The 23,033-nt window shown below is 44.4% G+C and carries 24 protein-coding genes, 5 tRNA genes and 1 other RNA gene; 16 read left to right on the top strand and 14 right to left on the bottom strand.

The genetic code is table 11. The features are described 5' to 3' along the window. The first annotated feature begins 203 nt into the window (after positions 1-203). Entirely contained in the window at positions 204-827 is a 624-nt protein-coding gene (locus AC3IT7_RS03890; RefSeq protein ID WP_489249458.1) for a CatB-related O-acetyltransferase, read from the top strand. Between the two features lie 2 nt (positions 828-829). On the opposite strand, the gene AC3IT7_RS03885 is transcribed toward AC3IT7_RS03890, so the two are convergent. The 5 genes from AC3IT7_RS03885 to coaD form a co-directional block, all read right to left on the bottom strand. Then, complete coding sequence (locus tag AC3IT7_RS03885; protein ID WP_489249457.1) at positions 830-2,269, bottom strand: KAP family P-loop NTPase fold protein; 1,440 nt, start codon at positions 2,267-2,269, stop codon at positions 830-832. 100 nt (positions 2,270-2,369) lie between these two features. Further along, positions 2,370-2,446 (bottom strand) — tRNA-Met (locus AC3IT7_RS03880). A gap of 72 nt (positions 2,447-2,518) precedes the next feature. Beyond that, positions 2,519-2,896: RNase P RNA component class A (rnpB, locus tag AC3IT7_RS03875), an RNA gene on the bottom strand. A gap of 26 nt (positions 2,897-2,922) precedes the next feature. After that, positions 2,923-3,186, bottom strand: coding sequence for a YfhL family 4Fe-4S dicluster ferredoxin (locus AC3IT7_RS03870; RefSeq protein WP_180049613.1), 264 nt, complete (start codon positions 3,184-3,186; stop codon positions 2,923-2,925). Position 3,187: 1 nt separating this feature from the next. Further along, positions 3,188-3,679 carry a pantetheine-phosphate adenylyltransferase gene (gene coaD / locus AC3IT7_RS03865; RefSeq protein WP_475654699.1) on the bottom strand — a complete coding sequence of 164 codons (492 nt, stop codon included), beginning with the start codon at positions 3,677-3,679 and terminating at the stop codon, positions 3,188-3,190. A 139-nt stretch (positions 3,680-3,818) separates the two neighbouring features. Here coaD and smpB point away from each other — a divergent pair, with 139 nt between their 5' ends. Next, positions 3,819-4,298, top strand: coding sequence for an SsrA-binding protein SmpB (gene smpB, locus AC3IT7_RS03860; protein ID WP_064096341.1), 480 nt, complete (start codon positions 3,819-3,821; stop codon positions 4,296-4,298). Positions 4,299-4,357: 59 nt separating this feature from the next. Here the strand turns inward: smpB and AC3IT7_RS03855 are convergent, their stop codons facing one another. Genes AC3IT7_RS03855 through rluD form a run of 3 tightly spaced genes read right to left on the bottom strand, consistent with a single transcriptional unit; the run spans position 4,358 to position 6,789 of the window. Next, entirely contained in the window at positions 4,358-4,918 is a 561-nt protein-coding gene (locus AC3IT7_RS03855) for a flavodoxin family protein (RefSeq protein WP_489249456.1), read from the bottom strand. 40 nt (positions 4,919-4,958) lie between these two features. Then, entirely contained in the window at positions 4,959-5,699 is a 741-nt protein-coding gene (pgeF, locus tag AC3IT7_RS03850; RefSeq protein ID WP_489249455.1) for a peptidoglycan editing factor PgeF, read from the bottom strand. 37 nt (positions 5,700-5,736) lie between these two features. Beyond that, on the bottom strand, positions 5,737-6,789 hold the full coding sequence (rluD, locus tag AC3IT7_RS03845; RefSeq protein WP_489249454.1) for a 23S rRNA pseudouridine(1911/1915/1917) synthase RluD: 1,053 nt from the start codon (positions 6,787-6,789) through the stop codon (positions 5,737-5,739). Positions 6,790-6,860: 71 nt separating this feature from the next. Between rluD and AC3IT7_RS03840 the strand changes: the two genes are divergently transcribed. Together AC3IT7_RS03840 and AC3IT7_RS03835 are read left to right on the top strand one after the other, a co-directional pair. Further along, positions 6,861-7,826 carry an outer membrane protein assembly factor BamD gene (locus AC3IT7_RS03840; protein ID WP_489249453.1) on the top strand — a complete coding sequence of 322 codons (966 nt, stop codon included), beginning with the start codon at positions 6,861-6,863 and terminating at the stop codon, positions 7,824-7,826. Positions 7,827-8,038: 212 nt separating this feature from the next. Then, the gene (locus tag AC3IT7_RS03835) at positions 8,039-9,958 is read left to right on the top strand and encodes a DNA primase (RefSeq protein ID WP_489249452.1); all 1,920 of its coding nucleotides are present in this window, start codon (positions 8,039-8,041) and stop codon (positions 9,956-9,958) included. A 131-nt stretch (positions 9,959-10,089) separates the two neighbouring features. On the opposite strand, the gene AC3IT7_RS03830 is transcribed toward AC3IT7_RS03835, so the two are convergent. Continuing rightward, a complete protein-coding gene (locus AC3IT7_RS03830; RefSeq protein WP_489249973.1) occupies positions 10,090-10,497 on the bottom strand; it encodes a hypothetical protein in 408 nt (135 codons plus the stop codon). A gap of 214 nt (positions 10,498-10,711) precedes the next feature. Continuing rightward, positions 10,712-11,995 carry a glutamyl-tRNA reductase gene (gene hemA / locus AC3IT7_RS03825; RefSeq protein WP_489249451.1) on the bottom strand — a complete coding sequence of 428 codons (1,284 nt, stop codon included), beginning with the start codon at positions 11,993-11,995 and terminating at the stop codon, positions 10,712-10,714. A 78-nt stretch (positions 11,996-12,073) separates the two neighbouring features. Between hemA and AC3IT7_RS03820 the strand changes: the two genes are divergently transcribed. From AC3IT7_RS03820 to panD, 11 genes are all read left to right on the top strand, one after another. Then, the gene (locus tag AC3IT7_RS03820) at positions 12,074-13,786 is read left to right on the top strand and encodes a tetratricopeptide repeat protein (RefSeq protein WP_489249450.1); all 1,713 of its coding nucleotides are present in this window, start codon (positions 12,074-12,076) and stop codon (positions 13,784-13,786) included. A 7-nt stretch (positions 13,787-13,793) separates the two neighbouring features. Continuing rightward, entirely contained in the window at positions 13,794-14,372 is a 579-nt protein-coding gene (gene lolB, locus AC3IT7_RS03815; RefSeq protein WP_475654691.1) for a lipoprotein insertase outer membrane protein LolB, read from the top strand. A gap of 21 nt (positions 14,373-14,393) precedes the next feature. Continuing rightward, on the top strand, positions 14,394-15,221 hold the full coding sequence (gene ispE / locus AC3IT7_RS03810; RefSeq protein ID WP_489249972.1) for a 4-(cytidine 5'-diphospho)-2-C-methyl-D-erythritol kinase: 828 nt from the start codon (positions 14,394-14,396) through the stop codon (positions 15,219-15,221). A 2-nt stretch (positions 15,222-15,223) separates the two neighbouring features. Continuing rightward, a tRNA-Gln gene (locus AC3IT7_RS03805) sits at positions 15,224-15,298 on the top strand. 26 nt (positions 15,299-15,324) lie between these two features. Next, positions 15,325-15,399: transfer RNA gene (locus AC3IT7_RS03800), tRNA-Gln, on the top strand. Between the two features lie 20 nt (positions 15,400-15,419). Beyond that, positions 15,420-15,494 (top strand) — tRNA-Gln (locus AC3IT7_RS03795). A gap of 90 nt (positions 15,495-15,584) precedes the next feature. Then, a tRNA-Gln gene (locus AC3IT7_RS03790) sits at positions 15,585-15,659 on the top strand. A 36-nt stretch (positions 15,660-15,695) separates the two neighbouring features. Next, on the top strand, positions 15,696-16,649 hold the full coding sequence (locus AC3IT7_RS03785) for a ribose-phosphate pyrophosphokinase (protein WP_475654690.1): 954 nt from the start codon (positions 15,696-15,698) through the stop codon (positions 16,647-16,649). A gap of 99 nt (positions 16,650-16,748) precedes the next feature. Continuing rightward, positions 16,749-17,045: a 50S ribosomal protein L25 gene (rplY, locus tag AC3IT7_RS03780; protein ID WP_489249449.1), complete on the top strand. Its 297-nt coding sequence runs from the start codon at positions 16,749-16,751 to the stop codon at positions 17,043-17,045. Between the two features lie 18 nt (positions 17,046-17,063). Next, on the top strand, positions 17,064-17,645 hold the full coding sequence (gene pth / locus AC3IT7_RS03775; RefSeq protein ID WP_489249448.1) for an aminoacyl-tRNA hydrolase: 582 nt from the start codon (positions 17,064-17,066) through the stop codon (positions 17,643-17,645). A gap of 144 nt (positions 17,646-17,789) precedes the next feature. Beyond that, positions 17,790-18,170 (top strand): aspartate 1-decarboxylase, encoded by a 381-nt coding sequence (gene panD, locus AC3IT7_RS03770; protein WP_004280606.1) that lies wholly within the window; start codon positions 17,790-17,792, stop codon positions 18,168-18,170. Positions 18,171-18,239: 69 nt separating this feature from the next. On the opposite strand, the gene AC3IT7_RS03765 is transcribed toward panD, so the two are convergent. The 4 genes from AC3IT7_RS03765 to AC3IT7_RS03750 form a co-directional block, all read right to left on the bottom strand. Then, the gene (locus AC3IT7_RS03765; RefSeq protein ID WP_489249447.1) at positions 18,240-18,812 is read right to left on the bottom strand and encodes a GDYXXLXY domain-containing protein; all 573 of its coding nucleotides are present in this window, start codon (positions 18,810-18,812) and stop codon (positions 18,240-18,242) included. Beyond that, positions 18,809-20,611, bottom strand: a complete 1,803-nt coding sequence (locus AC3IT7_RS03760; RefSeq protein WP_489249446.1) for a DUF2157 domain-containing protein — start codon at positions 20,609-20,611, stop codon at positions 18,809-18,811. The genes AC3IT7_RS03765 and AC3IT7_RS03760 overlap by 4 nt, the downstream gene beginning before the upstream one ends. A 90-nt stretch (positions 20,612-20,701) precedes the next feature. Continuing rightward, complete coding sequence (locus tag AC3IT7_RS03755) at positions 20,702-21,313, bottom strand: LysE family translocator (protein WP_489249445.1); 612 nt, start codon at positions 21,311-21,313, stop codon at positions 20,702-20,704. Positions 21,314-21,358: 45 nt separating this feature from the next. Next, on the bottom strand, positions 21,359-21,844 hold the full coding sequence (locus AC3IT7_RS03750) for a DUF1289 domain-containing protein (protein ID WP_489249444.1): 486 nt from the start codon (positions 21,842-21,844) through the stop codon (positions 21,359-21,361). 197 nt (positions 21,845-22,041) lie between these two features. Here AC3IT7_RS03750 and trhO point away from each other — a divergent pair, with 197 nt between their 5' ends. Next, positions 22,042-22,974 carry an oxygen-dependent tRNA uridine(34) hydroxylase TrhO gene (gene trhO / locus AC3IT7_RS03745; RefSeq protein ID WP_475654683.1) on the top strand — a complete coding sequence of 311 codons (933 nt, stop codon included), beginning with the start codon at positions 22,042-22,044 and terminating at the stop codon, positions 22,972-22,974. Positions 22,975-23,033 lie beyond the last annotated feature (59 nt).

The following is a 23,033-nucleotide window of genomic DNA, read 5'->3' as shown; positions in this document are numbered from 1 at the left end:
CCCTTTTCAAAGGGAGGTCGGGAGGGATTGCTTTTTATTCACCTCTCCCTACCCCTCTCCTAAAAGGAGAGGGAATTACTTTTTGCCTATCCAATAAAATTTATATTCACAATGAATGCTCCTTCTCCCGTTGGGAGAAGGTTGGGATGAGGGCTTAAAACTTTTACGCTATAATCCCACAATCCTATCCGCTCCTTTTTCCTATGTCTGAAAAGCTGATTAACTCTCCGGTCAATCATTGGTGTGAGTTCGAGTTCATCTCTAAAACGGTGAAAAATCCGAACATTCATATCAAAGGGAACTATTCTTACTATTCGGCCTACTGGGATCAGGGCTTTGAGCGTTGTGTGGTGCGTTATCTGCATGATAAGCCCTCTACGCCTGAGAAGCCGATTGACCAGCTTCATATCGGTAATTTCGTCTGTTTTGGCGCAGAATGCGTGATTATGATGGGTGGCAACCAACTGCACCGTACCGACTGGATTTCGGCCTTCCCGTTTGATACACGCAGTTTTGTCCCTGCCGGTGACACTGTCATAGGTGACGGTTGCTGGATTGGCTCTCGCGCCATGATTATGCAAGGTGTGACACTTGGCGAAGGTGCTGTGGTCGCAACAGGTGCGGTTGTGACGAAAGATGTACCACCTTATGCAGTCGTTGGCGGTGTACCTGCAAAAATTATTAAATACCGCTTTCCTGAGGAAGATATAGAAAAACTGCTTTCACTTAAACTCTATGACTTAGATGAAAAGCAGTTTCTAAAAATGCGTGAGCAGTTGCAGACGGATGATGTGGTTAGCTTGGTAAATTTTATATATAATTCATAAAATTACAGTCCAGTTCTTATATAATTCATCCAAGATTCAATAAAATCACTAGTTTTACTCAAAGGGCTTATTGAAAATGCAGACAAATACTCTATGTACTTGCTTTCTTTCCAACTAGCATCATCTCTAATTCGCTCAATATTATGATGCTCATGAATAAAGCTACTCATAAAAAAATCTTCAATTTTATAATCCCATTTCAATATATCTCGCACCCATGTAGCATCAGTAATTAAATCAAACTTAGTATCAAAATTTAAATTAAGGTTATGTTTTTTCATAAAATCCCTCTTATTTAAATACAGATTATTAGATAAGATTTTAATAATTATTTCAAAATACCTAATATAATCATGTTGTACTGATAACGGTGTCATTATTAGGCTAATAAGAATTAAATTCTTGTTAGTTTCATTTGTCCTTAATAAAGCATATTGATTTAGCTTTTTAACCAACTCACGCGGATTTAATTTTTTCTCTAATTGTAAAGCTAAAACCCAAAAATAGAACTCGTTCACTTCATCTTTATTAGCCAACTCTCCTATTCGAAAGAGTTGTTCTTTGATAATATTTTCATAATTTTTTTCACACTTTTCTGAAGAAAGGTGTACTGTAAAATCAATAAATTTTTCTAAATAATCACCATTCATTTCCGCTTCATAACCATATACACTTTTGATAGATTGTAATAATTGTGGCTTATTCATTACTAAAATAAATACAATTTTAGGAATATCAAAAAAATGCTTAATCCGCTCAATTAAACGAATGGCAAAATCAGGACGACAACGGTCTAATTCATCAATAATAAAAACTAAAGGTTTTTCTAGCTGTGATGCAAGTTGAGCAAGCTCTTTTTTAAAATCTTGAATTGTTTGTTTTTCAATATGATGACTTTCTATTTTCTTTTCTATTTGCTCTTTTACTTTAGATGCTACTTCCTCACTAGCAACATCAAAAACATCCTTTCCCTCATCATAAACTGCTTTTATTGTTTCGCCTGCTCCCCCTAAACCTATCCAGTGCATTCCTGCTTTAGCTGCAATCATTGGTATTACAGCTGCTAGAGAAATTAAAACCGAGGCAGTCTTTGAATTAAAATCATTAATCTCTTCAATACCAATTTCATCAGAATCTTTAAAAGCTTGGCTAATCTCTGCTGCAATCGTTAAGAAAGGATCTTCTAAATAATCATTTGCAAAAGCATCCAGATAAATCACATTATGTTTTGTATCATCCAAATGCTTTGCCCAATGGCGAACAAACCATGTTTTTCCCTCACCCCAACGTGCATCTAGAGCCAATACAGCTCCACATTGCAAACGATCAACATAGCGTTCTAATTGCAATCCTAGGCGTTTTCTATCCCATAAATCTCCGTCCCATGCGGTTTCAATATTCTCGAAATCATCACGTTTGATATTGACTGGATTGTTTATCACTGTTCTTTAAATTCAGTTGCTTATTTAGTAAACATCATATCATTGTAATTCTTACAGCCATAAAAAAACCCACTCAATCGGAGTGGGTTTTTTCAGAATATGGTGGCTATGACGAGACTTGAACTTGTGACCCCCGCATTATGAGTGCGGTGCTCTAACCAACTGAGCTACATAGCCTTAAACTGTGCGCGCATTATGGGATTTTCTGTAAATCACGTCAACCCCATATTGTGCTGTTTGATCAAAATTTGTTGAAGTGAGCCGATAAGCCGGGTTCTGTCGTGAACGATCATTCCTCTAGGCGCACAATCACTCATGCGCTCAAGCGACCTACCCGAATCCAGCATGGGCCATGCCTAATGGATTCCTATTTGGTCTTGCTTCCGGTGGGGTTTACCTCGCCATGAACTGTTACCAGCCATGCGGTGCGCTCTTACCGCACCCTTTCACCCTTACCTCCGATTCCGATTGCTCGAAAACATAATGAAGGCGGTCTTCTCTCTGCTGCACTTGCCGTCGGTTTACACCGCCCAGGCGTTACCTGGCACCTTGCCCTATGAAGCCCGGACTTTCCTCCCCTGCTTCAATCACGGAGATTTCCACAGCAGCGATCGTCTGGCTCACTTCGAGCGGCATAGTAGCAAATATCTCAACTAATTGCTTGATGTTTTTTGAGCAGTCAGTTTTTCATACTTGGCTTGCAGCTGTTCCTGCGTTTCCGCATGGTTCGGATCTAGGGGAATGCAATCCACCGGACAGAACAGCTGACACTGCGGTTGATCATGATGCCCGACGCACTCTGTACAGAGGTCTGGATGAATCTCATAAATAAGTTCACCCATGAAAATGGCCTCATTCGGGCATACAGGTTCACAGACATCGCAGTTAATACATTCATCGGTGATATATAAAGACACGCTACCAACCTTGTTGAAGTTTACGCTCGAAGGCAGCAACCACGTTTGGTGGTACAAACTTGGTTACATCACCTCTTAATCGAGCAATTTCACGCACCAAAGTGGATGAAATAAAAGAATATTGCTCTGAAGGAGTTAAAAACACCGCTTCAAAGTGGGAGTCAAGCTGACGGTTCATATTCGCCAGTTGAAATTCGTACTCAAAATCAGACACTGCACGCAAACCACGTAATACAGCCGTCGCCTTTTGTTCACGGAAAAAATTGACCAGCAAACCGTCAAAACCTACAAATTCAACATTGTCCAAATGACTGAGTGACTCTTTTGCCAGGGCAACACGTTCGTCCAGACTAAATACCGGATTTTTATGATGACCGATGGCAATTGCCACAACCACCTCATCAAACATTCGCGCTGCGCGGGTTACCAAATCAATATGTCCATTGGTAATTGGATCAAAAGTCCCCGGATAAATCACACGAGTTTTAGACATCCATTTGTACTCTGTTTGTTATGTAGAATCTTATTTTAGCAAAAACTTGTTTTTTTGGTGAATAATCCTCATTAATTTAAAAAACTTCACCTTATTTCTAGTTGCGGTACAATAGCAGCACGTTTGGAAGTATCAGATTATGGCGAAAGCATCTATTGTAGTAAAAAAAAATAATGGCGGTACCATTGCACTGAATAAACGTGCCCGCCACGATTATTTTATTGAAGAGAAATTTGAAGCGGGGCTGTCATTAAAGGGCTGGGAAGTCAAATCAATGCGTGCCGGTCGTATGACCATTGTGGAAAGTTATATTACCTTTAAAAATGGTGAAGCCTTCCTGTTTGGTGCGCAAGTTCAGCCGCTGCTGAGTGCTTCAACCCACGTGGTGCCTGAAGCGACCCGTACCCGCAAGTTGCTGCTAAACCGCCGTGAAATTGAAAAGTTACAAGGTGCGATTAACCAGAAAGGTTATTCATGTGTACCATTGGCCTGTTACTGGAAAGGCCCGCATGCCAAGCTGGAAATTGCCCTGGTCAAAGGTAAACAGCTGCATGACAAACGTGCCACTGAAAAAGACCGTGACTGGCAACGGGATAAAGCGCGAATTTTCCATAAATAATGGATTGAAAGTTAAAGATAAAAAAAACCTCCAATCTGTGGAGGTTTTTTTATCCCTGACTAAGCAGGACTATTTAAGCGCGCCAAGGTCAAAGCAATATATTCACCAAACCAGAGAGCGGTTTTCAAGTCCCCTTCAGGTGGGGTGACTTCTACCGGTGCATTATCAGATTGGGTCATCAACCCCAAAAAGCTCGACATCCGGTTCAGATCAGTATGACTACGCCCTGTCGGCATTAAAGGCAAACCTGACCACAACATGCCGTGCTGCATCGCAAACAGGTTAATCTGCTGCAATACTGCCAGCTTGTCGCCACTGAGCCCACCACCATTGGTAAAGGCGGCTGCCAGTTTACCCTGCCAGCTACGTGCCAGCCAGCGCTTGGAAGACTGCTCCATAAACAGCTTCATGGCGGAGGTCAGGCTACCCATATAGGTCGGACAACCAAAGACAATCGCATCTGCAGCATCCAGTACTTCCCAATCAATCTCTTCGACATTCATCATATGCACCTGAACACCGGTTTCCCGTGCGCCATCGGCAATAAAATTCGCCACTTTCGCGGTGTGTCCATAAGGACTATGATAAACAATCGCAACAGATTTGGAAGATAGGGACATAATGCTCAACAGCCAAAGGTTTCAGTGAAGTTTAACATTTTCATGTCATAAACACGAATGTCGCCATACGTCCGGTTTTAGCTTCACGGCGATAAGAAAAATACTCATCCGCCTGACGATAAGAACACTGATCACCACCCAATACGCTATTTATGCCATGTTGTTGCAGGATATAACGCGCAATCGCATACAGGTCGGCATAATATTTAGCTGCCTGTTCACCCGGCTGAAATGCACCGTCCAGTTCAGGATATTTACCGCAAAAAGCCGCTTTTACTTCAGCACCAATTTCAAAGCATGGCTGACTGATCGCGGCACCGAGCCAGGCCCAGGTCGGCAGAGTCTGCATGGCTGCAATGGTATTTTCAACAATCCCACCGGCCAGACCACGCCAGCCGGCATGTAAATTAGCAACTTCCGTACCATCAGCATTACCTAGTACCACAGGTAAACAGTCTGCGGTCATCATCATCAAAGCATGGGCTTTGCGCTGCGTCACCAGACCATCGCCGACCAGTGCCTCAAAAGGCATCTGTTCATTGATGGTATGACAGATGGTGCTATGTGTCTGGGTCATCCAGGTGATCTTATCCACACCCAAGGCAGCGAAATCTTTCAGCAACCCGATGCGATGCTTCTGCACGCGCGCAGCATCGTCATTGACATGCAGAGCCAGATTAAAACCGGCAAGCTCAGGCTGTGCTGATGGCTGTACTTGCGCATGATGAACACGGGTCTGACCCACATATACACCTTGTGGAAGTCCTGCTACAAATTGCATCTCGATTCCTTGCTTTGACATGGGCTAACTAAAAAAATTAATAAGCTTTGTTTTCAGTGCGCAACACTTCAATCAGATTGGTAAAATCTTCCGGCCACGGCGCTTCAAAAGTCATTTCTTCTTTCGTACGCGGATGGGTCAGACCCAGTTTCGTTGCATGCAAGGCCTGACGTTTAAAACCACGTAAAGTATCATCCAGTAATTGTGAGGCACCTGCCGGCATACGGACACGCGGCATATACACCTGATCACCGATCAAGCCAAATCCGATATAGCTAAAATGCACACGAATCTGATGGGTACGACCAGTTTCCAGACGGGCTTGAACACGGGTGAAATGCTGGAAACGCTCTTTGACATTGTAATGCGTCACAGCATCTTTACCGCCCGGAAGTACGGTCATTTTTACACGATCTACCGGATGGCGTTTGATCGGTTCGTCAATGGTACCGCCCGCAATAATATTGCCGTATACCACCAGATCATACAGACGATACACTGATTTTTTTTCAAGCTGCTTGCTGAGAGAAAATTGTGATTCCAGGTTTTTAGCAACCACCAGCAAACCACTGGTGTCTTTATCGATACGATGTACCAGACCGGCACGCGCCAGTTCGGCCGACTTCGGATAGTGATGTAACAATGCATTGACCAGTGTTCCCGAACTATTGCCCGCGCCCGGATGTACCACCATGCCGACAGGCTTGTTGATGACGATAATGTCATCATCTTCATAAATGATGTCCAGTGGAATATCTTCCGGCAGGCTGCGGGTTTGCGCTTCAAGCTCGACATTTAAGGTCAGGGTTTCAAAACCGTCACTTTTAAATTTCGGCTTAACCGGTTGACCATTCACCAATAAATTGCCATCTTTGATCCATTGCTTTAATTTTTCTCGGGAAAAATCGCTCCAGACCATCGCCGCAATCTGGTCGATACGTTGCCCGATATAAGTTTCATCCAGTTGAAATTGCAACGATAAACGTGTTGCAGTTGCTTCTGAAGTATGGTTATCTGCATCCTCAGAATCTTCAAGTAAATTGAAATCGGTATCAGGGATATTAGAATTGGAAGATTGTGCTTGACTCATTTGCTCATTCAGACAAAAGTGGTTTAATAGTGCAATTGTAGCTCATTGCCCGTATTAACAGAGGAATTTTTATGTCGCTACCACATTATAAAATGACAATGCTTGCCCTCACGATTGGCATAGCATCGGCAATGGTAGGCTGTAGCAGTAATCCAAAAAAAGAAGTCGTGGATAAAGGTCCGGAATCTAGCGAACAGGTTTATATTCAAAAAGCACAGAAAGCGCTAGATCGTAATCAATATACCGATGCAGCAAAACAGTTAGAAGCGCTGGAAACCTATTTCCCGACCAGTCAGTACGCTCCGCAAGCGCAGCTTGAACTGTTGTATGTGAAATTCCAGCAAAAAGATTATGAAGGTGCGGTGGCGCTGGCAGAACGTTTTATCCGTCTGAATCCGCAACACCCGAACGTTGACTATGCCTACTATGTACGCGGCGTATCCAATATGGAGCAGAATTATAATGGTCTACTGCGTTATACCTCGCTAAAACAGTCGCATCGTGATGTCAGCTATCTGAAAGTGGCTTATCAGAATTTTGTCGATTTCATTCGCCGCTATCCGTCTAGCACCTATGCCGTGGATGCTGCACAGCGCATGAAATTTATCGGTCAGGAACTGGCTGAGCATGAAATGAATGCAGCACGTTTTAATTTAAAACGTAAAGCCTATCTGGCGGCAGTTGAGCGTGCACAATGGGTGGTGGAACATTATCCACAAACCCCACAGATCCCGGAAGCTTTGGCAACCATCGCTTATGGTTATGACAAGCTTGGCGATAAAGCGACTTCTCAGCAGTATGTTGATGTGTTAAAGCTGAATTATCCGAATCTGGTCAAATCTGATGGTAGCGTCAACTTGCGTGCAGCACGTAATGAAGCCAGCTGGATTAACCGCGCCACCTTGGGAATTTTTGGCCAGGAAGCTCAAACCGTGACTGATCCAAATGCACAGCCTGCAATTGCAGAAACTGAAAAGCGTAGCTGGACCAACCGCATCTCGTTTGGTTTGCTTGACCGACCAAAATCTGCTGATTAAGTACAGCACAACTGCCGAATAAGGCATTTGTTTCAGATGTATTTTTGCGAAGGGTCAGGTATTATACCTGCCCTTTTGCGTTGTTCAGGCCATGCTTAAACAAATCGTGCAAAAGATGTACAAAGGATTTAGAATGGATGGGGCTGAAGCATTTCAGCCTTATTGATTCAATAACTTAGGTCTTAAACACAGCACGAGAAGCTCAACATATTATGGCAATTCCTCAGCATACGATTGATCAGATTCTCGATCGCACCGATATTGTCGATGTGATTGGTCAATTCGTGAAACTGAAAAAGACCGGCCGTACCTATTCCGGTTGCTGCCCTTTCCATCAGGAAAAATCGCCTTCTTTTCATGTCTATCGTGACAAACAGTATTTTCACTGTTTTGGCTGTCAGGCCAATGGTAATGCCATCCGTTTTTTGATGGATATTGGCAGCCGTAATTTCGTCGAAGTGATGAAAGACCTGTCCAGTCAGACCGGCATTGAACTGCCAAAAGACAATACTGATTCCAGCAAATTAAAATACAAACGCGAAGCTGCCAAGCCGAAACCTGTTGCTACAACCAAGGTTGAGAATACGCAAACGCTGCCAAACTCAGGAGCAGAGACTTCGGTGTCTGCCCCTCCTGCCAATTTTGATCCCTTTGCAGAGTTTCAGGCCCCCGAACAGGATTTCTATGGCGATCCTTTTGCTGCATTTGAGCAAATGCCGATGGCCGAAGTCCAGCAAGACGGTAATCTCTACGACCTCTTGGAAAATATTGCCCAGTTTTATGAGCGTCAGCTACCCAATAGTGCCAGTGCCCAGCAATATTTCAAACAACGTGGCCTGACGGCAGAAACGATTGCCTATTGGCGCTTAGGCTATGCACCTGAAGACTGGCAACATCTGGAAAAAGCCTTTCCTCAGGATATTGAAGGCCTGAAACTTCTAGGGCTGATCCGTACCAGCGACAGTGGCCGTGATTTCGACCTGCTACGTGAACGGGTGATTTTCCCGATTCGTGACAGCAAAGGCCGGGTGGTCGGCTTTGGGGGACGTGCGCTGAATGACGAGATCAAGCCCAAATATATCAACTCGCCAGATTCGGAAGTCTTCCATAAAAACCAGTTGTTGTATGGCCTGTATGAAGGTCGCAAGCAGAAAGCCCAGGAATGGCTGATGGTGGAAGGCTATATGGATGTGATTGCGCTGCAGCAATACGGCATTCATGGCGCAGTCGCAACTTTGGGTACAGCCAGCAATACCGATCACCTGAATATTCTGTTTAAGCAGAATAACCGGCTAACTATCGCCTTTGATGGGGATGCTGCCGGACAAAAAGCTGCACGTCGCACCTTGGACATTGCCCTGCCACTACTGAATGATGGCCGTGAGCTGAAGTTCTTTGTCTTGCCTGCCGACCATGACCCGGATTCATTGATCCGGCGTGAAGGGATTGAAAACTTTAGACGCCTGCTCGATCAGGCACCACTGATGTCAGACTTTGTCTTTGCATATCTGACTCAAAATCAGGACATCACCACGCCTGAAGGTAAAAGTCAGGTCATGGGTGAGCTGAAAAACCTGACGGAATTGTTGCCTAAACATGGTTCATTCCGCTATTTGCTGCAGCAATTTTTTCGGGAAAAACTCGGTTTTAACCGTAAATGGCAACCCAAGGTCAATACCGATGCATCCTTAAGCTTTAGCACCAAAATTGATGCTGAAGAATACGTGATTGCGATCCTGATGAACCACCCATATTTGTATATCCATTTTGAACCACTACGCGCTCTGGTATCTGAAGATCAGCTGTTATTTAAGATTCTGAATATTCTGAATGTGATTTTTGATGACCTGCCGGATGATCCTGAACTTTCGGTCTATTATGTACTGGGTGCCTGCGCAGCCCATCATCATGAATTGCAGCATATTTTACAACATGCCAATGTCAGTGATTATACCTCTTCGCCTGAACAGGCCGACAAACTGGCGGCAGACTTCTCGACCAAGCTGCAATACCAGTGTCTGAAAAATAAAATTAAATCGAAGAAATTTAGCAGCATTGCGGAAATGAAAAACCTGAAAATGCGGATTTATGAAATTGATAAAAAGCGCTCCATGACCTTACTGGAAGATTAAACAGGTTTGGATTTATACGTTGCATGCCACATAGCTTATCCTTCATAAAAAATTGATTATATTTCTTTGATAAGATAACGTCGCTGATTTTATATATAAATATTTGATATAGATCGTTTTTAATAAAAATATTAAGTTGTCAATTTTTTCAAAATTAACCAATAACATAAACTAGGAAATAGCGCTAAAAGAATTGTTGGTATATCAGCATAGATTTTCCACCATTGTTTAGAGAACTCCCCTGTATGACTCCATCCAAAAACAATGAAAAATGGCGTAGCAATAATTAGAGAGCTAATACCAACAGTTAGCAAATTGAGAAGGCTATAACGATTTAAAATAATTGAGATTATAAAACTAAAAGGTACAGTCAAAATACAATAAGCTAAATAAATGAAAGCATGCACCGCAATAACCATGACAATTGAATATAGGCTATATTCACGATTTATTATGATAAACAGCAATGCTGTAAAGAAAAATAAAGGCAAAGGAGCAAGTAATAGAGCTTTTACTATTTTTTCTGCCGTGTATTGCACCAACTTAATTCTCTTATTTATTGGATAAGTATTAGCACTATAACAACTCTCAGATTGAAATTCTTTTTTAGCAAGCCGCATGAGTTATGTTGCAATGGCGTCTAGGTTACTAAATTATAATTACTGCAAATGACAACTGATGTGATCACATAAACAAAACAAGGCGCTTATTTCTAAACGCCTTGATTCCCAGCAAATACGGTAAAAGAGTTGGCTAAGATTTGGTTTTGCGACGTGTATCGACTACTGCTTGCAAGGTATCGCGCATCAGGTCAAAACAACCCGGATCTTCCGCTTTTGCCGTTTCACGCAGTAAAATTGAGGTTGGATGCAATAGTTTTTGCGTTAGGCGGTGGGCAAATTCCGTCATGACTGTTTCAGCTTTCTCACCCTTGGCAATACGCTGCAGCGCCAGCTCTAATTCTTCTTGGCGTAAGGTTTCACCATGATCACGATAGGCATGAATGGTGGCACCAGCCTGATTCACCTTTTGCTGGGTCATCAGTTCAGTGGCCAGCTGATTGACCATCACCTCGGCTTCAACAGCAGCCTGACGGCGCTGTGCCAGATTTTCCTCAATCACCGTTTGCAGGTCATCGACACCATATAGATAGACCCCATCCAGACTTTCAACTTTGGCATCAATATCACGTGGAACGGCCAGATCGACCAGCAGCATTTGCTGATAACGGCGTTTTTTTAATGCCGCCTTGACATCGGCAAAGTGAATCACCTGATGCAAACTGCCAGTACAACTGGAAATCACATCGGCACGGTGCAGGTTTGCCGCCAACTGGTCGAAGTCAATAATTTCCACCTCTACCCGATGGGCAATTTCCTTCGCCAGAAGGTCTGCACGTTCGCGGGTACGGTTACAGATAATAATCTTGCCCACACTCATTTCTGCAAGGTGCTTGGCAACCAGACTGTTCATCTCACCCGCTGCCACCACCATAATGGTCAGCTTGTCCGGGTGACTGAACACCTGTAAGGCAAGTTGTGCCACTGCATAACCCATGGATACTGCATGACTGCCGACAGCCGTTTCCGAACGCACCCGTTTGGCCGCATAAAAAGCATATTCAAAAATTCGGTTTAAATGACGTGAAACGGTCTGGGATTCTTTGGCCAGAGAAAGGGCATTTTTGACCTGTCCCAGAATCTGCGGTTCACCGAGCATCAGGGAATCCAGACCACTGGCGACACGCATCAGGTGAGTCATGGCCTGAGCATTTTCATAACGATAGACATGATTTTGCAGTTGCTTGACATCCACCCCATTTTTTTGGGCGAGCCAGTTTAGCACCATGTCGATATTTTCAGACATCGCGTAAACTTCGGTTCGATTACATGTAGACACCACCACCATGTCGTTCAGTTCAGGGTGCTGGCTTTGTTCAGCAAGAATGGCGCTTAACTTTTCAGGATTAAACGCGACCTGTTCCCGCAGTTCTACAGAGGCAGTTTGATGGTTGACACCCAATGCAAAGAAAGACATATCAGGTCATCATTTCAATAAATTTATGCTATTGTGCAACATCGGTGTCATAAAAAGCATTACTTGGATCAAGAAAAATTGCGTCAAACAATCAGCCGTATCAACGGCCCTACAATTAAGCAATATTCTACCACATTCTTATTGGTGGGTAGCATGGCTTCAACTGCTCATCTTTATGCAGCGGAAGCAGTTTACCATGCAAATCAAAATTATGATGCTATAAAACAAAGTATGATGGCCGAGTTTTCACTTGCCGCGCATGATATTCCCACGGCTTTGCACAACTATACCGTTCTGGCGATCAGGAGCAACTCAACCACCGTCAAGCAGCGCGCACTCAATGTCGCCCTGGAACACAATGATTTACAGGCTGCTCTGGATATCTCGACCCACTGGGTGGTACAAGAGCCGCAAGATGTTCCGGCTTTGTTTTATTTATCTCATATTGCACTAAAGGCACATGAATATGAGCTGGCTGCAGAAACCCTGGAAAAAATCCTGCTGATTGATGACAGTGCCGATCTGGAAGAAATTCTGGCTGGAATTTCACCGGAAGGAACAGAGGACCGCAGTTATTTAATTCGTGCCCTCAGTGCCAGTAAAGCCAAAGATAATCCATCTATTCTGGTACTGGTGGCTGGTCTGGAAGCACAGAATGGCCAACTGGAACAGGCTTTAAATACGGTCAATCGCGCCTTAAAGAAACGTCCGAATACGACTGGCTATATCCTGATGAAAGCCAATCTGCTCAACGCCTTGGGCGATACCGATGCCACCCTGAAATGGTATGAAAAATCCAGTCGCAAACACCGGAATAATCTGGATATACGTCTGGCCGAGGTTAAATATCTGGTCAAGTTAAATGAAGCGACACTGGCACTCAAGAAACTGCAGGATATTCTGAAAAAATGGCCAACTGCTGAAGAGGCCCTGTTTATTGCCGGACTGACCAGTATTGATCTGGAAGAATATGAGAAGGCTGAAAAATATCTGGTCGAACTGCGTTATTCTGCACAGTATCAGAACGAAGCCTATTATTATCTGGCGGTCAATGCCGAACGTAAACAGCATTATGAAACAGCCAAGGCCTATTACCGTTTGGTCGATGGCAGCCTGTATACCGTCTCGCGCCGCAACATGATCTCGATTTTTGCCCAGCAGGATAAACGCAATGATGCACTGCGTTTCCTGACTCAGGAAAGGGTCAACTATCCGCAACATGCCAGCTTTTTGTATCAGGCTCAAGCCGAAATTCTAAATCGTATGCAAAATAAAAAAGCTGCGATTCGCCTGCTGGAAGAAGCCAGTAAAAACCTGCCGGATGATCCGGAACTGGTCTATGCGCAAGTCCTGTTGATGGACCCGCATCAGGATCGTGACAAGCTGGATGAATTACTCAGCACTTTACTTAAAATTGAACCAAATAGTCCAACCTACCTGAATGCCTATGCCTATACCCTGGCCATGCAGAACCGTCGTCTGGAAGATGCGCGGCGTTATGTCGAGCAGGCATTGGAATATGCGCCAGAACAGGCGTCAATTCTGGATACCTATGGGTATATCTGTTATTTACAGAATGATTTTGCTACCGCTGCAGATGTGCTCTACAAAGCCTATCAACTCAATCCAAGCGTCAAGATTGGGGTACGTTATGCACGCTCGCTTTATATGCAGGGTGATCTACAACATTTCCATGAAGTGTTACAACAATTACAACAAAACCATCCAAATGACCCAGAATTGAAACAACTTAATTCGCTATTGTTAGCACCACATACCCAAACGAGTTAATAAATTTATGCGCAATATAAGCCAATTTGGTTGCTGTGCCTTTGCAGCGACTGCTTTGTTTTTAACTGGCTGTCAGCAGATGATCAAGCCACAAACTCCGGCTTCGCCAAGCGTACAGGCAGATAATCAATTCCAGCTGCAAGGCAAAATTGGTGTGCGCACACCACAACAGACCGGCAGTGCATTCTTCACCTGGGTACAGCAGCAGGAAGAATTTGATATTGAGCTGAGTGGCATTTTAGGTGTTGGCAAAACCCAGATTTCTGGTACGCCCGGACAAGTGACCTTAAACAGTGCCAAAACAGGTGTGATTCAGGCAGCCAGTGCCGAAGAATTATTACAACGCGCGACCGGCTGGCAAGCGCCGATTAGTCATCTAGTCGACTGGGTACAGGCACGACCTGCCACCGCAGCAGCACAGCTTAAAAAAGATGATGCACAGCGAATCAGCCAGATTATTGAACAAGGCTGGACAGTCGATCTCAATTATAACCAGCAGTCACGACTACCAAACCAGTTGATTTTAAAGCAGTCACTTGGAAATGGTGCAGAAAACCGTATTACAATGCTTATTCAAAACCGCTAATTGACCTGATTCAAGCCCATGATGATTCGTGTTCCCTCACCTGCTAAACTGAATTTGTTTTTACATATTACCGGTCGCCGCCCGAACGGCTATCATGAGCTGCAAAGTATCTTTCAACTGATTGACTTGTATGACTGGCTGGAATTTAAACAAAGCGCTGATGATGCGATTCAGATAGAAGGTCTAGCCTCCGTCGATCTGGAACAGAATTTAATCTATCGTGCTACCCAGCTCTTGAAACCCTATGCTCAAGCGCCATCCGGCCTGAACATTTCTCTGGAAAAAAACATTCCGATGGGAGCTGGTCTTGGTGGCGGTTCTTCCAATGCAGCCACCACCCTGATTGTGCTGAACCAGCTATGGCAATGCGGTCTAAATATTGAACAACTGGCCGAACTCGGGGTCAAGCTGGGCGCGGATGTTCCGATATTTGTACATGGCCGAAATGCCTGGGCAGAAGGCATTGGCGAACACTTAACATTCATAGACTTAGATCAAAAACAATTCATTGTGTTAAAACCTGACTGTTTTATCAGCACTCAACTGCTTTTTTCGCAAAAAGCATTGACAAGAGACACGAAGAGCACTAAATTTTGCGCCTATCAGCAAACGCCATCTGATTTTGGAAATAACTTTGAGCCACTGGCAAGAAGCTTATATCCTGAAGTAGATGAAGCGATGCAATATCTCGACCAGTTCGGTATTGCAAAACTTACAGGTACAGGTGCTTGTGTGTTTATTGAAGTCACTGAAAATCTGAATATCGAAGATATTCTTGCAAATGCACCATGTAAAGCTTACCTGGTGAACAGTTTGAAAGAATCACCTTTAGTTCGGTTTAAAGTGTAGATAGGGGTATCGCCAAGTGGTAAGGCACCGGGTTTTGATCTCGGCATCCGTTGGTTCGAATCCAGCTACCCCTGCCATTTTTCACCTGTAGATGTACTGTATTAGGGGTATCGCCAAGTGGTAAGGCACCGGGTTTTGATCTCGGCATCCGTTGGTTCGAATCCAGCTACCCCTGCCATCTTACAGTCCATCAAATTTAGGGGTATCGCCAAGTGGTAAGGCACCGGGTTTTGATCTCGGCATCCGTTGGTTCGAATCCAGCTACCCCTGCCATTTTCTCGAAAAAAGACAGAACAGATTTGCAGCAACACTGTTAATTCACCTTGACACTTTGCCGCAAAAATATTAAAGTTCTGCCGCATTAGGGGTATCGCCAAGTGGTAAGGCACCGGGTTTTGATCTCGGCATCCGTTGGTTCGAATCCAGCTACCCCTGCCATCTATTCCCATATATCCCAACCGCCAAGGGTGCTTCATGCCCAATCTTGTCGTTTTTAGTGGATCTGCGCATCCACAATTCGCTCAAAAAGTCGTAAGCCACTTACACATTCCTCTAGGCGCTGCCTCTGTAGGTCAGTTCTCTGACGGTGAAATTGCTGTCGAGATTACTGAAAACGTTCGTGGTAAAGACGTATTCGTTGTACAACCTACTTGTGCCCCTACCAACGATAACCTGATGGAAATCTTGGTAATGGCTGACGCTTTGCGTCGTGCAAGTGCAGGTCGTATTACTGCCGTGATTCCTTACTTTGGTTATGCTCGTCAAGACCGTCGTCCACGTTCAAGCCGTGTGCCAATTACTGCCAAAGTAGTTGCAGACATGCTGACAACTGTGGGTATCGACCGTGTCGTGATGATCGATCTGCATGCTGACCAGATTCAAGGTTTCTTCGATATACCTGTAGACAACATCTATGGTACGCCAGCATTACTGGCTGACTTGCGTCAGCAGTCACATCATAACCTGATGGTGGTTTCACCTGACGTGGGTGGTGTAGTTCGTGCACGTGCTGTTGCCAAGCAAATGGGTGATATCGATCTTGCAATCATCGATAAACGTCGTCAAAAAGCGAATGAATCACAAGTGATGCATTTGATTGGCGATGTTAAAGATCGTGATTGTGTCATCGTCGATGACATGGTAGATACAGCGGGTACTTTATGTAAAGCTGCTGATGCATTGAAAACTTTCGGTGCTCGCAAGGTTGTTGCTTATGCAACGCATCCAGTGCTTTCTGGTAAAGCGATTGAAAACTTAAAGAATTCTGTGATTGATGAACTGGTTGTTACTGACACCATTCCACTTTCTGATGAAGCTTTAGCACTTGGTAAGATTCGCCAGGTTTCAGTAGCCAGCATGGTTGCCGAAACGATTCGTCGTATTAACAACGAAGAATCTATTAGCGCAATGTTCGATTCTTATCTATAATAGAGCGCTGAATTTCAAAGCCCTGCCATTTGGCAGGGTTTTTACTCACTAGATCGGTCGCAGGTCTAGTTCATTTAAAACTTAAATAGGATGTCTATCATGGCAAACTTCGTATTAAACGCTGAAGCACGTGAAGTAGCATTACAAGGGAAAGGTTCGAGCCGCCGCCTTCGCCATGCTGCTAAAGTACCAGCAATCATCTACGGTGGCGAAGCTGCTCCTGTAGCTGTAACTGTTGAACTTCGTCAGCTTGTTAAATTCCTAGAAAACAATTCATTCTTCGAAGAAGTTATCGAAATTGAAGTAGACGGTAAAGTTGAAAGCGTTAAAATCCAAGCTTTACAACGTCACCCAGCTAAAAACACGCCTATGCACGCTGACTTCAAACGCGCATAAGTGTTAATGGTGTAATTAGTGTCAAATATTTCACTGATTGTTGGTTTGGGCAACCCAGGTTCTGAGTATGCCCAAACCCGCCATAATGCAGGGGCCTGGTTCGTAGAACGCCTTGCAGGACAATATGGCATTAACCTCAAAAAAGACCCGAAATTCAATGGATTTAGCGGTCGTGGCAATATCGAAGGTCAAGACGTCCGTCTCCTTCTACCAACAACCTTTATGAACCTTTCCGGTAAAAGTGTTGTTCCTTTCGCCAAATTCTACAATATCGCACCCGAAGCCATACTCATCGCCCATGATGAACTGGATATGAATCCCGGTGTCATTCGCCTGAAAACAGGTGGTGGTCACGGTGGTCATAATGGTCTGCGCGATATCGTGCCGCATATCGGTCCGAACTTCCATCGCCTGCGAATCGGAATCGGCCATCCTGGTGCCAAAGATCGTGTTTCCGGTCATGTACTCAGCAAAGCCCCAAGCAGCGAACAGAATTTGATGGATGATGCGATTTCCCATGCACTGGGACGTACCAAAATGCTGGTCAATGGCGAAGTACAGCAAGCCATGAATCAAATCAATGCCTACAAGCCGAACTAAGCATTCAAAAATTGCTGGACAATTCCGCTTGCCAGAAAGTTCATTTAAGCGCAAAATGCCTCTGCTCGATTGTTCACCATACAGCAAGCAAGATTGATTTAACCATATGATCAAACTCTTAGGTCAACTCAGGGGACGCTAGCCATGCTATCTCGTTTATTAAAATGCAAAATTCACCGCGCTCACGTTACACATGCAGAATTACACTATGAAGGTTCATGTGCAATTGATGGCGTTTTGATGGATTTGGCTGGCATTCGTGAATACGAAGAAATTCATGTGTGGAACGTGACCAATGGTAAACGTTTTGCAACTTATGCAATTCGTGGCGAAGACAATTCAGGCATTATTTCAGTCAATGGCGGTGCTGCACATCAGGCCGATGTTGGCGATATCGTGATTATTGCAACCTTTGGTGATTTCACCGAAGCAGAAGCCAATGCACATCAGCCGCGTCTGGTTTATGCCAATCCAAACAACACAGTTAGCCACACTGCCAACTGTATTCCGGTACAAGTCGCATAAGCCGATTTGACCAGATATTCCAAAGCTCGCACATCGCGGGCTTTTTTATGCCCAGAATATTGTGAGTACTCAACTGCCCTGTCGCCAGTTTTTCCAACTTTCGCAATTTAAGGGCTTTAACTGCGAATCGACCAGATCCAGCAGCAAAGCCTTGCCATTTTCCTGAAGCTTGATTTCAGCAAATTTGGCATTGCGATAACACGGCTCCAGGCCTTCGGCGAACATAAAGCTGTTTGCTGCGGGATACAAAGCCTCAAAACTATTGCGTGGATTCTTTAACAGCAGTTGGGCGGAAGATGCCGGATAGGCCTGTAACAGCCGCGGATCAAAACTGGTTTTAATCAGCCGTCGCTGGGCATCTAACAGTATATAGCTCATGACCTGAGACTGATGTTTGAAATCTTGAACACGAATGTCTGAACTTGCTGGATTTGGAGAACTTGCATCCGTAGCCATAGCAGCAAAATGCAGCTGATAATTTAGCGCCATATAATCGCCCTGCAGCATCGAACGTGGATCGACGGGTGCCAATTCTATGAAAATACTCTGGCTATTTCTTAAGTGCCATTCATGCTGAACAATCAGACCCACAAATAAGGCAATGCTAAAAATACTCAGGTGTAATGCCCAGAACTTTTTCATAAGGCTACTCCTGTTTTCGACTGAAATTTCGGTGAATCCAATACAGAAGCCAAGAGCAAAACCAGCAGACCTGAAGCAAAAATACTGATGCTTTTAAATAAAAAACTCAGCCCGAGATTGTAATACAGCAGCCATAACCAGAAGATCAGCAGCAAGATCAACAAGGCTTGCATCAGTCCTTGTCGATTGACCATTGCCCAGGCCAGCAAGACCAGAATGATAAAAATCTCAAAATAACCCAGCGCAATCAGCAAAACGCCCATAACAGGAATCAACCAGAGCGCTGTCAGTGAAAATTGCTTCAGATGTATGCCAATAAAACTCAGCAGCCAAATCACGGGCAAGATATAGAAAACAATCAATTCATCTACGCCGCGCGGATACAGTTGCTGCGCCACGTCAAATTGCAACAAACATTGAAACATGGCCGTTGCTGCCAGAATACTGATCATCCACAGATGCATCGTTTTGGCATAGCATGAAGCGAGCCATCGTCTTGCAGTAAGTAAAGCTCCTGTCAAAGTGCTGTAATTCAACAGCATGACCCAGGTGATGAGATGTTCATCCGAAAATGAATGCTGTTCGATTAAAACAGCTATTGCTAACGCATGAGCAAGTAATAGTTGCAACAAGACCACCAGCCAATGCATGCGACGCATGATACTTGCCAAGCTCATAGCCAACTGTATGAGCCAGATCAGTAACAAGCTATCAGTCAATATCTCAGTATGAATCAGGACAGCCGCCTGACCACAGACCCACAGACAATACGCCAGCTGTCGTAGAAAAACCGAAGGCGCGCTACGAATCAGCCAGCATGCCACTGCAATGAAGATTAGCCCCATCAGGATGGAAAAACTTTCCCAATAAGTCAGCAATAACATGGCTAAAATCACACCAGCAATCCACGCACCTAAAGCCAGTGGAATGACCGAGAAGCGGCTCTTGGGCAACAGTTTCATCAGCAGCGCGCTAATCGCCGCGAACCAGCCAAATATCAGCAAGGCCAGTACCAACAAGCCTGCTGCGGAATTTTGTAAATATTGCTCAGTCAGGTCAAAAATCAGAATACTCAAACTGAGTGCCAGCCCTGCCATCAGCAAACTGGTTTCCAGCTGTCGCTGCCGGGTATAGAAATAAGCACTCACTAACAGGGGTAAGACCAGTACCGAACACAGATACCAGAGCGAATCCACATCGATAAATCGCAACATGCTCCATAGCGAAATAAGCACCACCACGGCAATCAACAGATAACGCAAAACCGGATAAGAGCGTAATGCATAGATTAGACTTAGCCCGGTCAACAAATTCAGACCGAGCAGATAGGCAGTTTCAGCACGCACCAACCAAAAGCTTTGCTTAAAATAAAAATAAAGCGCCAGCTGACTGACCACGCAAAATAAAGCAAAAATACCGATATTCGGCCGATACAACCAAGGCAAGAGCAACAATGCCCAAAGCAAAAATAGTTGATAACTATCCGCACCAGTCTGATAAATCTGTCCGATCACCGCCAGACTTAAGCCCAGCATCAAGCCGGATACCGTATCCATACTTTGGCGTAATTTCTCTTTCTCAGCAAAACGTATACTCAGCAGCGCCGAGCCCAACAACAAAACCTGAGGAATAAACAGCTGGACAAATTTGGGCAGCATCCACCAGTTGGCAGCCAGCAGATAGAGGACACTGATAGCAATTAAAGCCATTCCAATAATTTGAAGAATCTGAATAACAGCAGGTTGAATAAATAACAGCGGTGAGAATGGATGATCTGGCTTGAGTACTGTTTTAGACATGCTGGTCTGTTCAATTTTTATTTGATTTTACCTTAGCATGATTTTTAACGCATATACCAGGCAACAACCTTCCAACTGTGCAGTACTTTTTTAAATCAGGATCTGATAAATGCCGTAAAGCGCAATAATGAGCAAAATTAGGCCACACAGAGCCAGCAAATACGGATACAACCGAGAATGTGATAAACGATTAAATCCCAAATACACCATAGATAAAGTCAGAAAATCCAGTACGATCCAGCTCAGGGTCAAGATCATGAGACTCAAATCGAGATCAGATGTAATAGCAATAAACTGCGGGAAAAAAGCCGCAAAGAAAATAATATCTTTGGGATTGGAAATACCGACCAGAAAACCCTGCTGAAAGCCGCCACGTACCGGAGATAAGGTCTTTTGAGTTGATTCGGCTTGTTGAAAGATCACCTCGCGGAATATTTGCAGCCCCAGATAGCCAATATACAGACAGCCGAGCAGCTTGATGGCATCCAGCCAGTGTTGATTGATCACCAGCAACCCTTTCAAGCTTAATACTGATAAAGCAATCAGGAGCAGTGAGGCTAAATTGGTACCAAAGATGGTTCTTAAAGCCGCTGCATAACCACCTTTGAGACCGGCACTGGCCACCAGGAGCATCACTGGCCCAGGCGTGGCAATCATCACCACAACAGCCAGGCAATACAAGAGATACTCACTAATATTCATGCTGCCCCCTTAGTCCTTGATATTCTGCAGTCCAAGAAAGACAATCTAGTTCTCTTCTTGCATCTGAATCAGACGCTGGCCGATGCTATCCGCACGTAAAAAAGCCAGATCATAACTTGCAGTGGCCAAGGCCAAGATCCGGCGCTCAAACTCATCCCAGAGCGGACGTACCTGCTTGTAATGAATTCCCAAGCCGCTTGCATCGGTAAAATGGCGGTTCTTTTCACACAATTTCAATGCATGATAGAGCTTACGCCCTCTGGATGCATCCTCACGCAAACGCACACGTTTCGACAGGACAAAGCTCTGCACCTGGACAAGATCGGCATGCGGGAGCATGGGCACCAGAATCTGATCTAATTGGGCATCCAGACGCTGCCACACGGCATGATGCTGTTCAGTGCTATAGGCATTCCAGTGAATGACCTCATGATTGAAACGGCGGCAACCACGACATACCGCATCACCAAATACGGTCGAGCAACGCCCTGCACATGGGGTTAAAGATGCAATACGACGATCTGAACTCAAAACATACTCCAACGATACTGAATTTTCAGTAGCTGATTACTGCCTAAAACGGCATAAAACCTCGGCCCGGGCATGACTATACACGCTCTCCCCCATGAATTGAAGCCTGTTAAAAGAGCCGTGTTTTACTCGCTTATTCACTCGAATCACGCTAAAATATGCGCCTTTCAAATTATCATGCTACGTTGGAGTATTCCATGAACGCTACTGTAGAACAGCTTGCACCTGTAGAACAGCAAGCGACCTCAGGTTGGGTTGTTGCCGCACTTTATCAATTCAAAGAAGTTCAAGATCCTGCCGGTCTTCAGCAACGTCTTTTAGACTTGGTAAAAACAATCAACCTTTGTGGAACACTCATTGTAGCGGGTGAAGGGATTAACGGTACGGTTGCAGGCGACCGTGCATCGATTGATCAAATTCACCAGTTCCTTCTAAATGAAGGCTTTAACGAAATGGAATACAAGGAATCAGACAGTTCTGAAAAACCATTCCGTAAAATGAAAATTAAACTGAAAAAAGAAATCGTGACTTTGGGTGTGGAAGTAAAACCGCGTGATCTGGTCGGTCACTACCTCGATCCAAAAGAATGGAATGAACTGATTGCACGTGATGACGTGATTCTGGTCGATACTCGTAACGATTATGAATACAAAGCTGGCACATTCAAAGGCGCGATTGATCCAAAAACCGAATCCTTCCGTGAATTTCCAGAATATGTAAAACAAAACCTGGAACAACACAAAGACAAGAAAATTGCGATGTTCTGTACTGGCGGGATTCGCTGTGAAAAATCAACATCACTTCTTTTGCAGGAAGGCTTTACAGAGGTCTATCACCTGAAAGGCGGTATTTTAAAATACCTGGAAGAAACCCCTGCTGAAGAAAGTATGTGGGAAGGCGAATGCTTCGTATTTGATGGCCGTACAGCAGTTACCCACGGTGTTGAAGAAGGTCAAAATACCAAGTGTCATGCCTGCGGTTGGCCGCTACTGCCTGAAGAAGTGGCACTGCCAAGCTATGAACATGGTGTATCTTGTGTCTATTGCATCGACAAGACCAGTGAAAAACAAAAAGAAGGTTTCCGTATGCGTCAGTCACAAATTTTGGCAGCAAAACGTAAACGCCTTTAAGCCAGCCTTTTGTAAACCAATATATAAAAACCCTCTTCGGAGGGTTTTTTATTTACATA

Source organism: Acinetobacter sp. KH_038 (assembly GCF_057839405.1).
Note: the sequence above shows the minus strand (reverse complement) of the source record. Positions and strands in the feature narration are given on the sequence as shown.

What these genes read in the sequence shown, in the direction of transcription:
- AC3IT7_RS03890 (WP_489249458.1), top strand. Translation starts at nt 204, where the DNA reads ATGTCTGAAAAGCTGATTAACTCTCCGGTCAATCATTGGTGTGAGTTC.
- coaD (WP_475654699.1), bottom strand. Translation starts at nt 3,679, where the DNA reads ATGTCTAAAACTCGTGTGATTTATCCGGGGACTTTTGATCCAATTACC.
- smpB (WP_064096341.1), top strand. Translation starts at nt 3,819, where the DNA reads ATGGCGAAAGCATCTATTGTAGTAAAAAAAAATAATGGCGGTACCATT.
- AC3IT7_RS03855 (WP_489249456.1), bottom strand. Translation starts at nt 4,918, where the DNA reads ATGTCCCTATCTTCCAAATCTGTTGCGATTGTTTATCATAGTCCTTAT.
- pgeF (WP_489249455.1), bottom strand. Translation starts at nt 5,699, where the DNA reads ATGCAATTTGTAGCAGGACTTCCACAAGGTGTATATGTGGGTCAGACC.
- rluD (WP_489249454.1), bottom strand. Translation starts at nt 6,789, where the DNA reads ATGAGTCAAGCACAATCTTCCAATTCTAATATCCCTGATACCGATTTC.
- AC3IT7_RS03840 (WP_489249453.1), top strand. Translation starts at nt 6,861, where the DNA reads ATGTCGCTACCACATTATAAAATGACAATGCTTGCCCTCACGATTGGC.
- AC3IT7_RS03835 (WP_489249452.1), top strand. Translation starts at nt 8,039, where the DNA reads ATGGCAATTCCTCAGCATACGATTGATCAGATTCTCGATCGCACCGAT.
- hemA (WP_489249451.1), bottom strand. Translation starts at nt 11,995, where the DNA reads ATGTCTTTCTTTGCATTGGGTGTCAACCATCAAACTGCCTCTGTAGAA.
- lolB (WP_475654691.1), top strand. Translation starts at nt 13,794, where the DNA reads ATGCGCAATATAAGCCAATTTGGTTGCTGTGCCTTTGCAGCGACTGCT.
- ispE (WP_489249972.1), top strand. Translation starts at nt 14,394, where the DNA reads ATGATTCGTGTTCCCTCACCTGCTAAACTGAATTTGTTTTTACATATT.
- AC3IT7_RS03785 (WP_475654690.1), top strand. Translation starts at nt 15,696, where the DNA reads ATGCCCAATCTTGTCGTTTTTAGTGGATCTGCGCATCCACAATTCGCT.
- rplY (WP_489249449.1), top strand. Translation starts at nt 16,749, where the DNA reads ATGGCAAACTTCGTATTAAACGCTGAAGCACGTGAAGTAGCATTACAA.
- panD (WP_004280606.1), top strand. Translation starts at nt 17,790, where the DNA reads ATGCTATCTCGTTTATTAAAATGCAAAATTCACCGCGCTCACGTTACA.
- AC3IT7_RS03765 (WP_489249447.1), bottom strand. Translation starts at nt 18,812, where the DNA reads ATGAAAAAGTTCTGGGCATTACACCTGAGTATTTTTAGCATTGCCTTA.
- AC3IT7_RS03760 (WP_489249446.1), bottom strand. Translation starts at nt 20,611, where the DNA reads ATGTCTAAAACAGTACTCAAGCCAGATCATCCATTCTCACCGCTGTTA.
- AC3IT7_RS03755 (WP_489249445.1), bottom strand. Translation starts at nt 21,313, where the DNA reads ATGAATATTAGTGAGTATCTCTTGTATTGCCTGGCTGTTGTGGTGATG.
- trhO (WP_475654683.1), top strand. Translation starts at nt 22,042, where the DNA reads ATGAACGCTACTGTAGAACAGCTTGCACCTGTAGAACAGCAAGCGACC.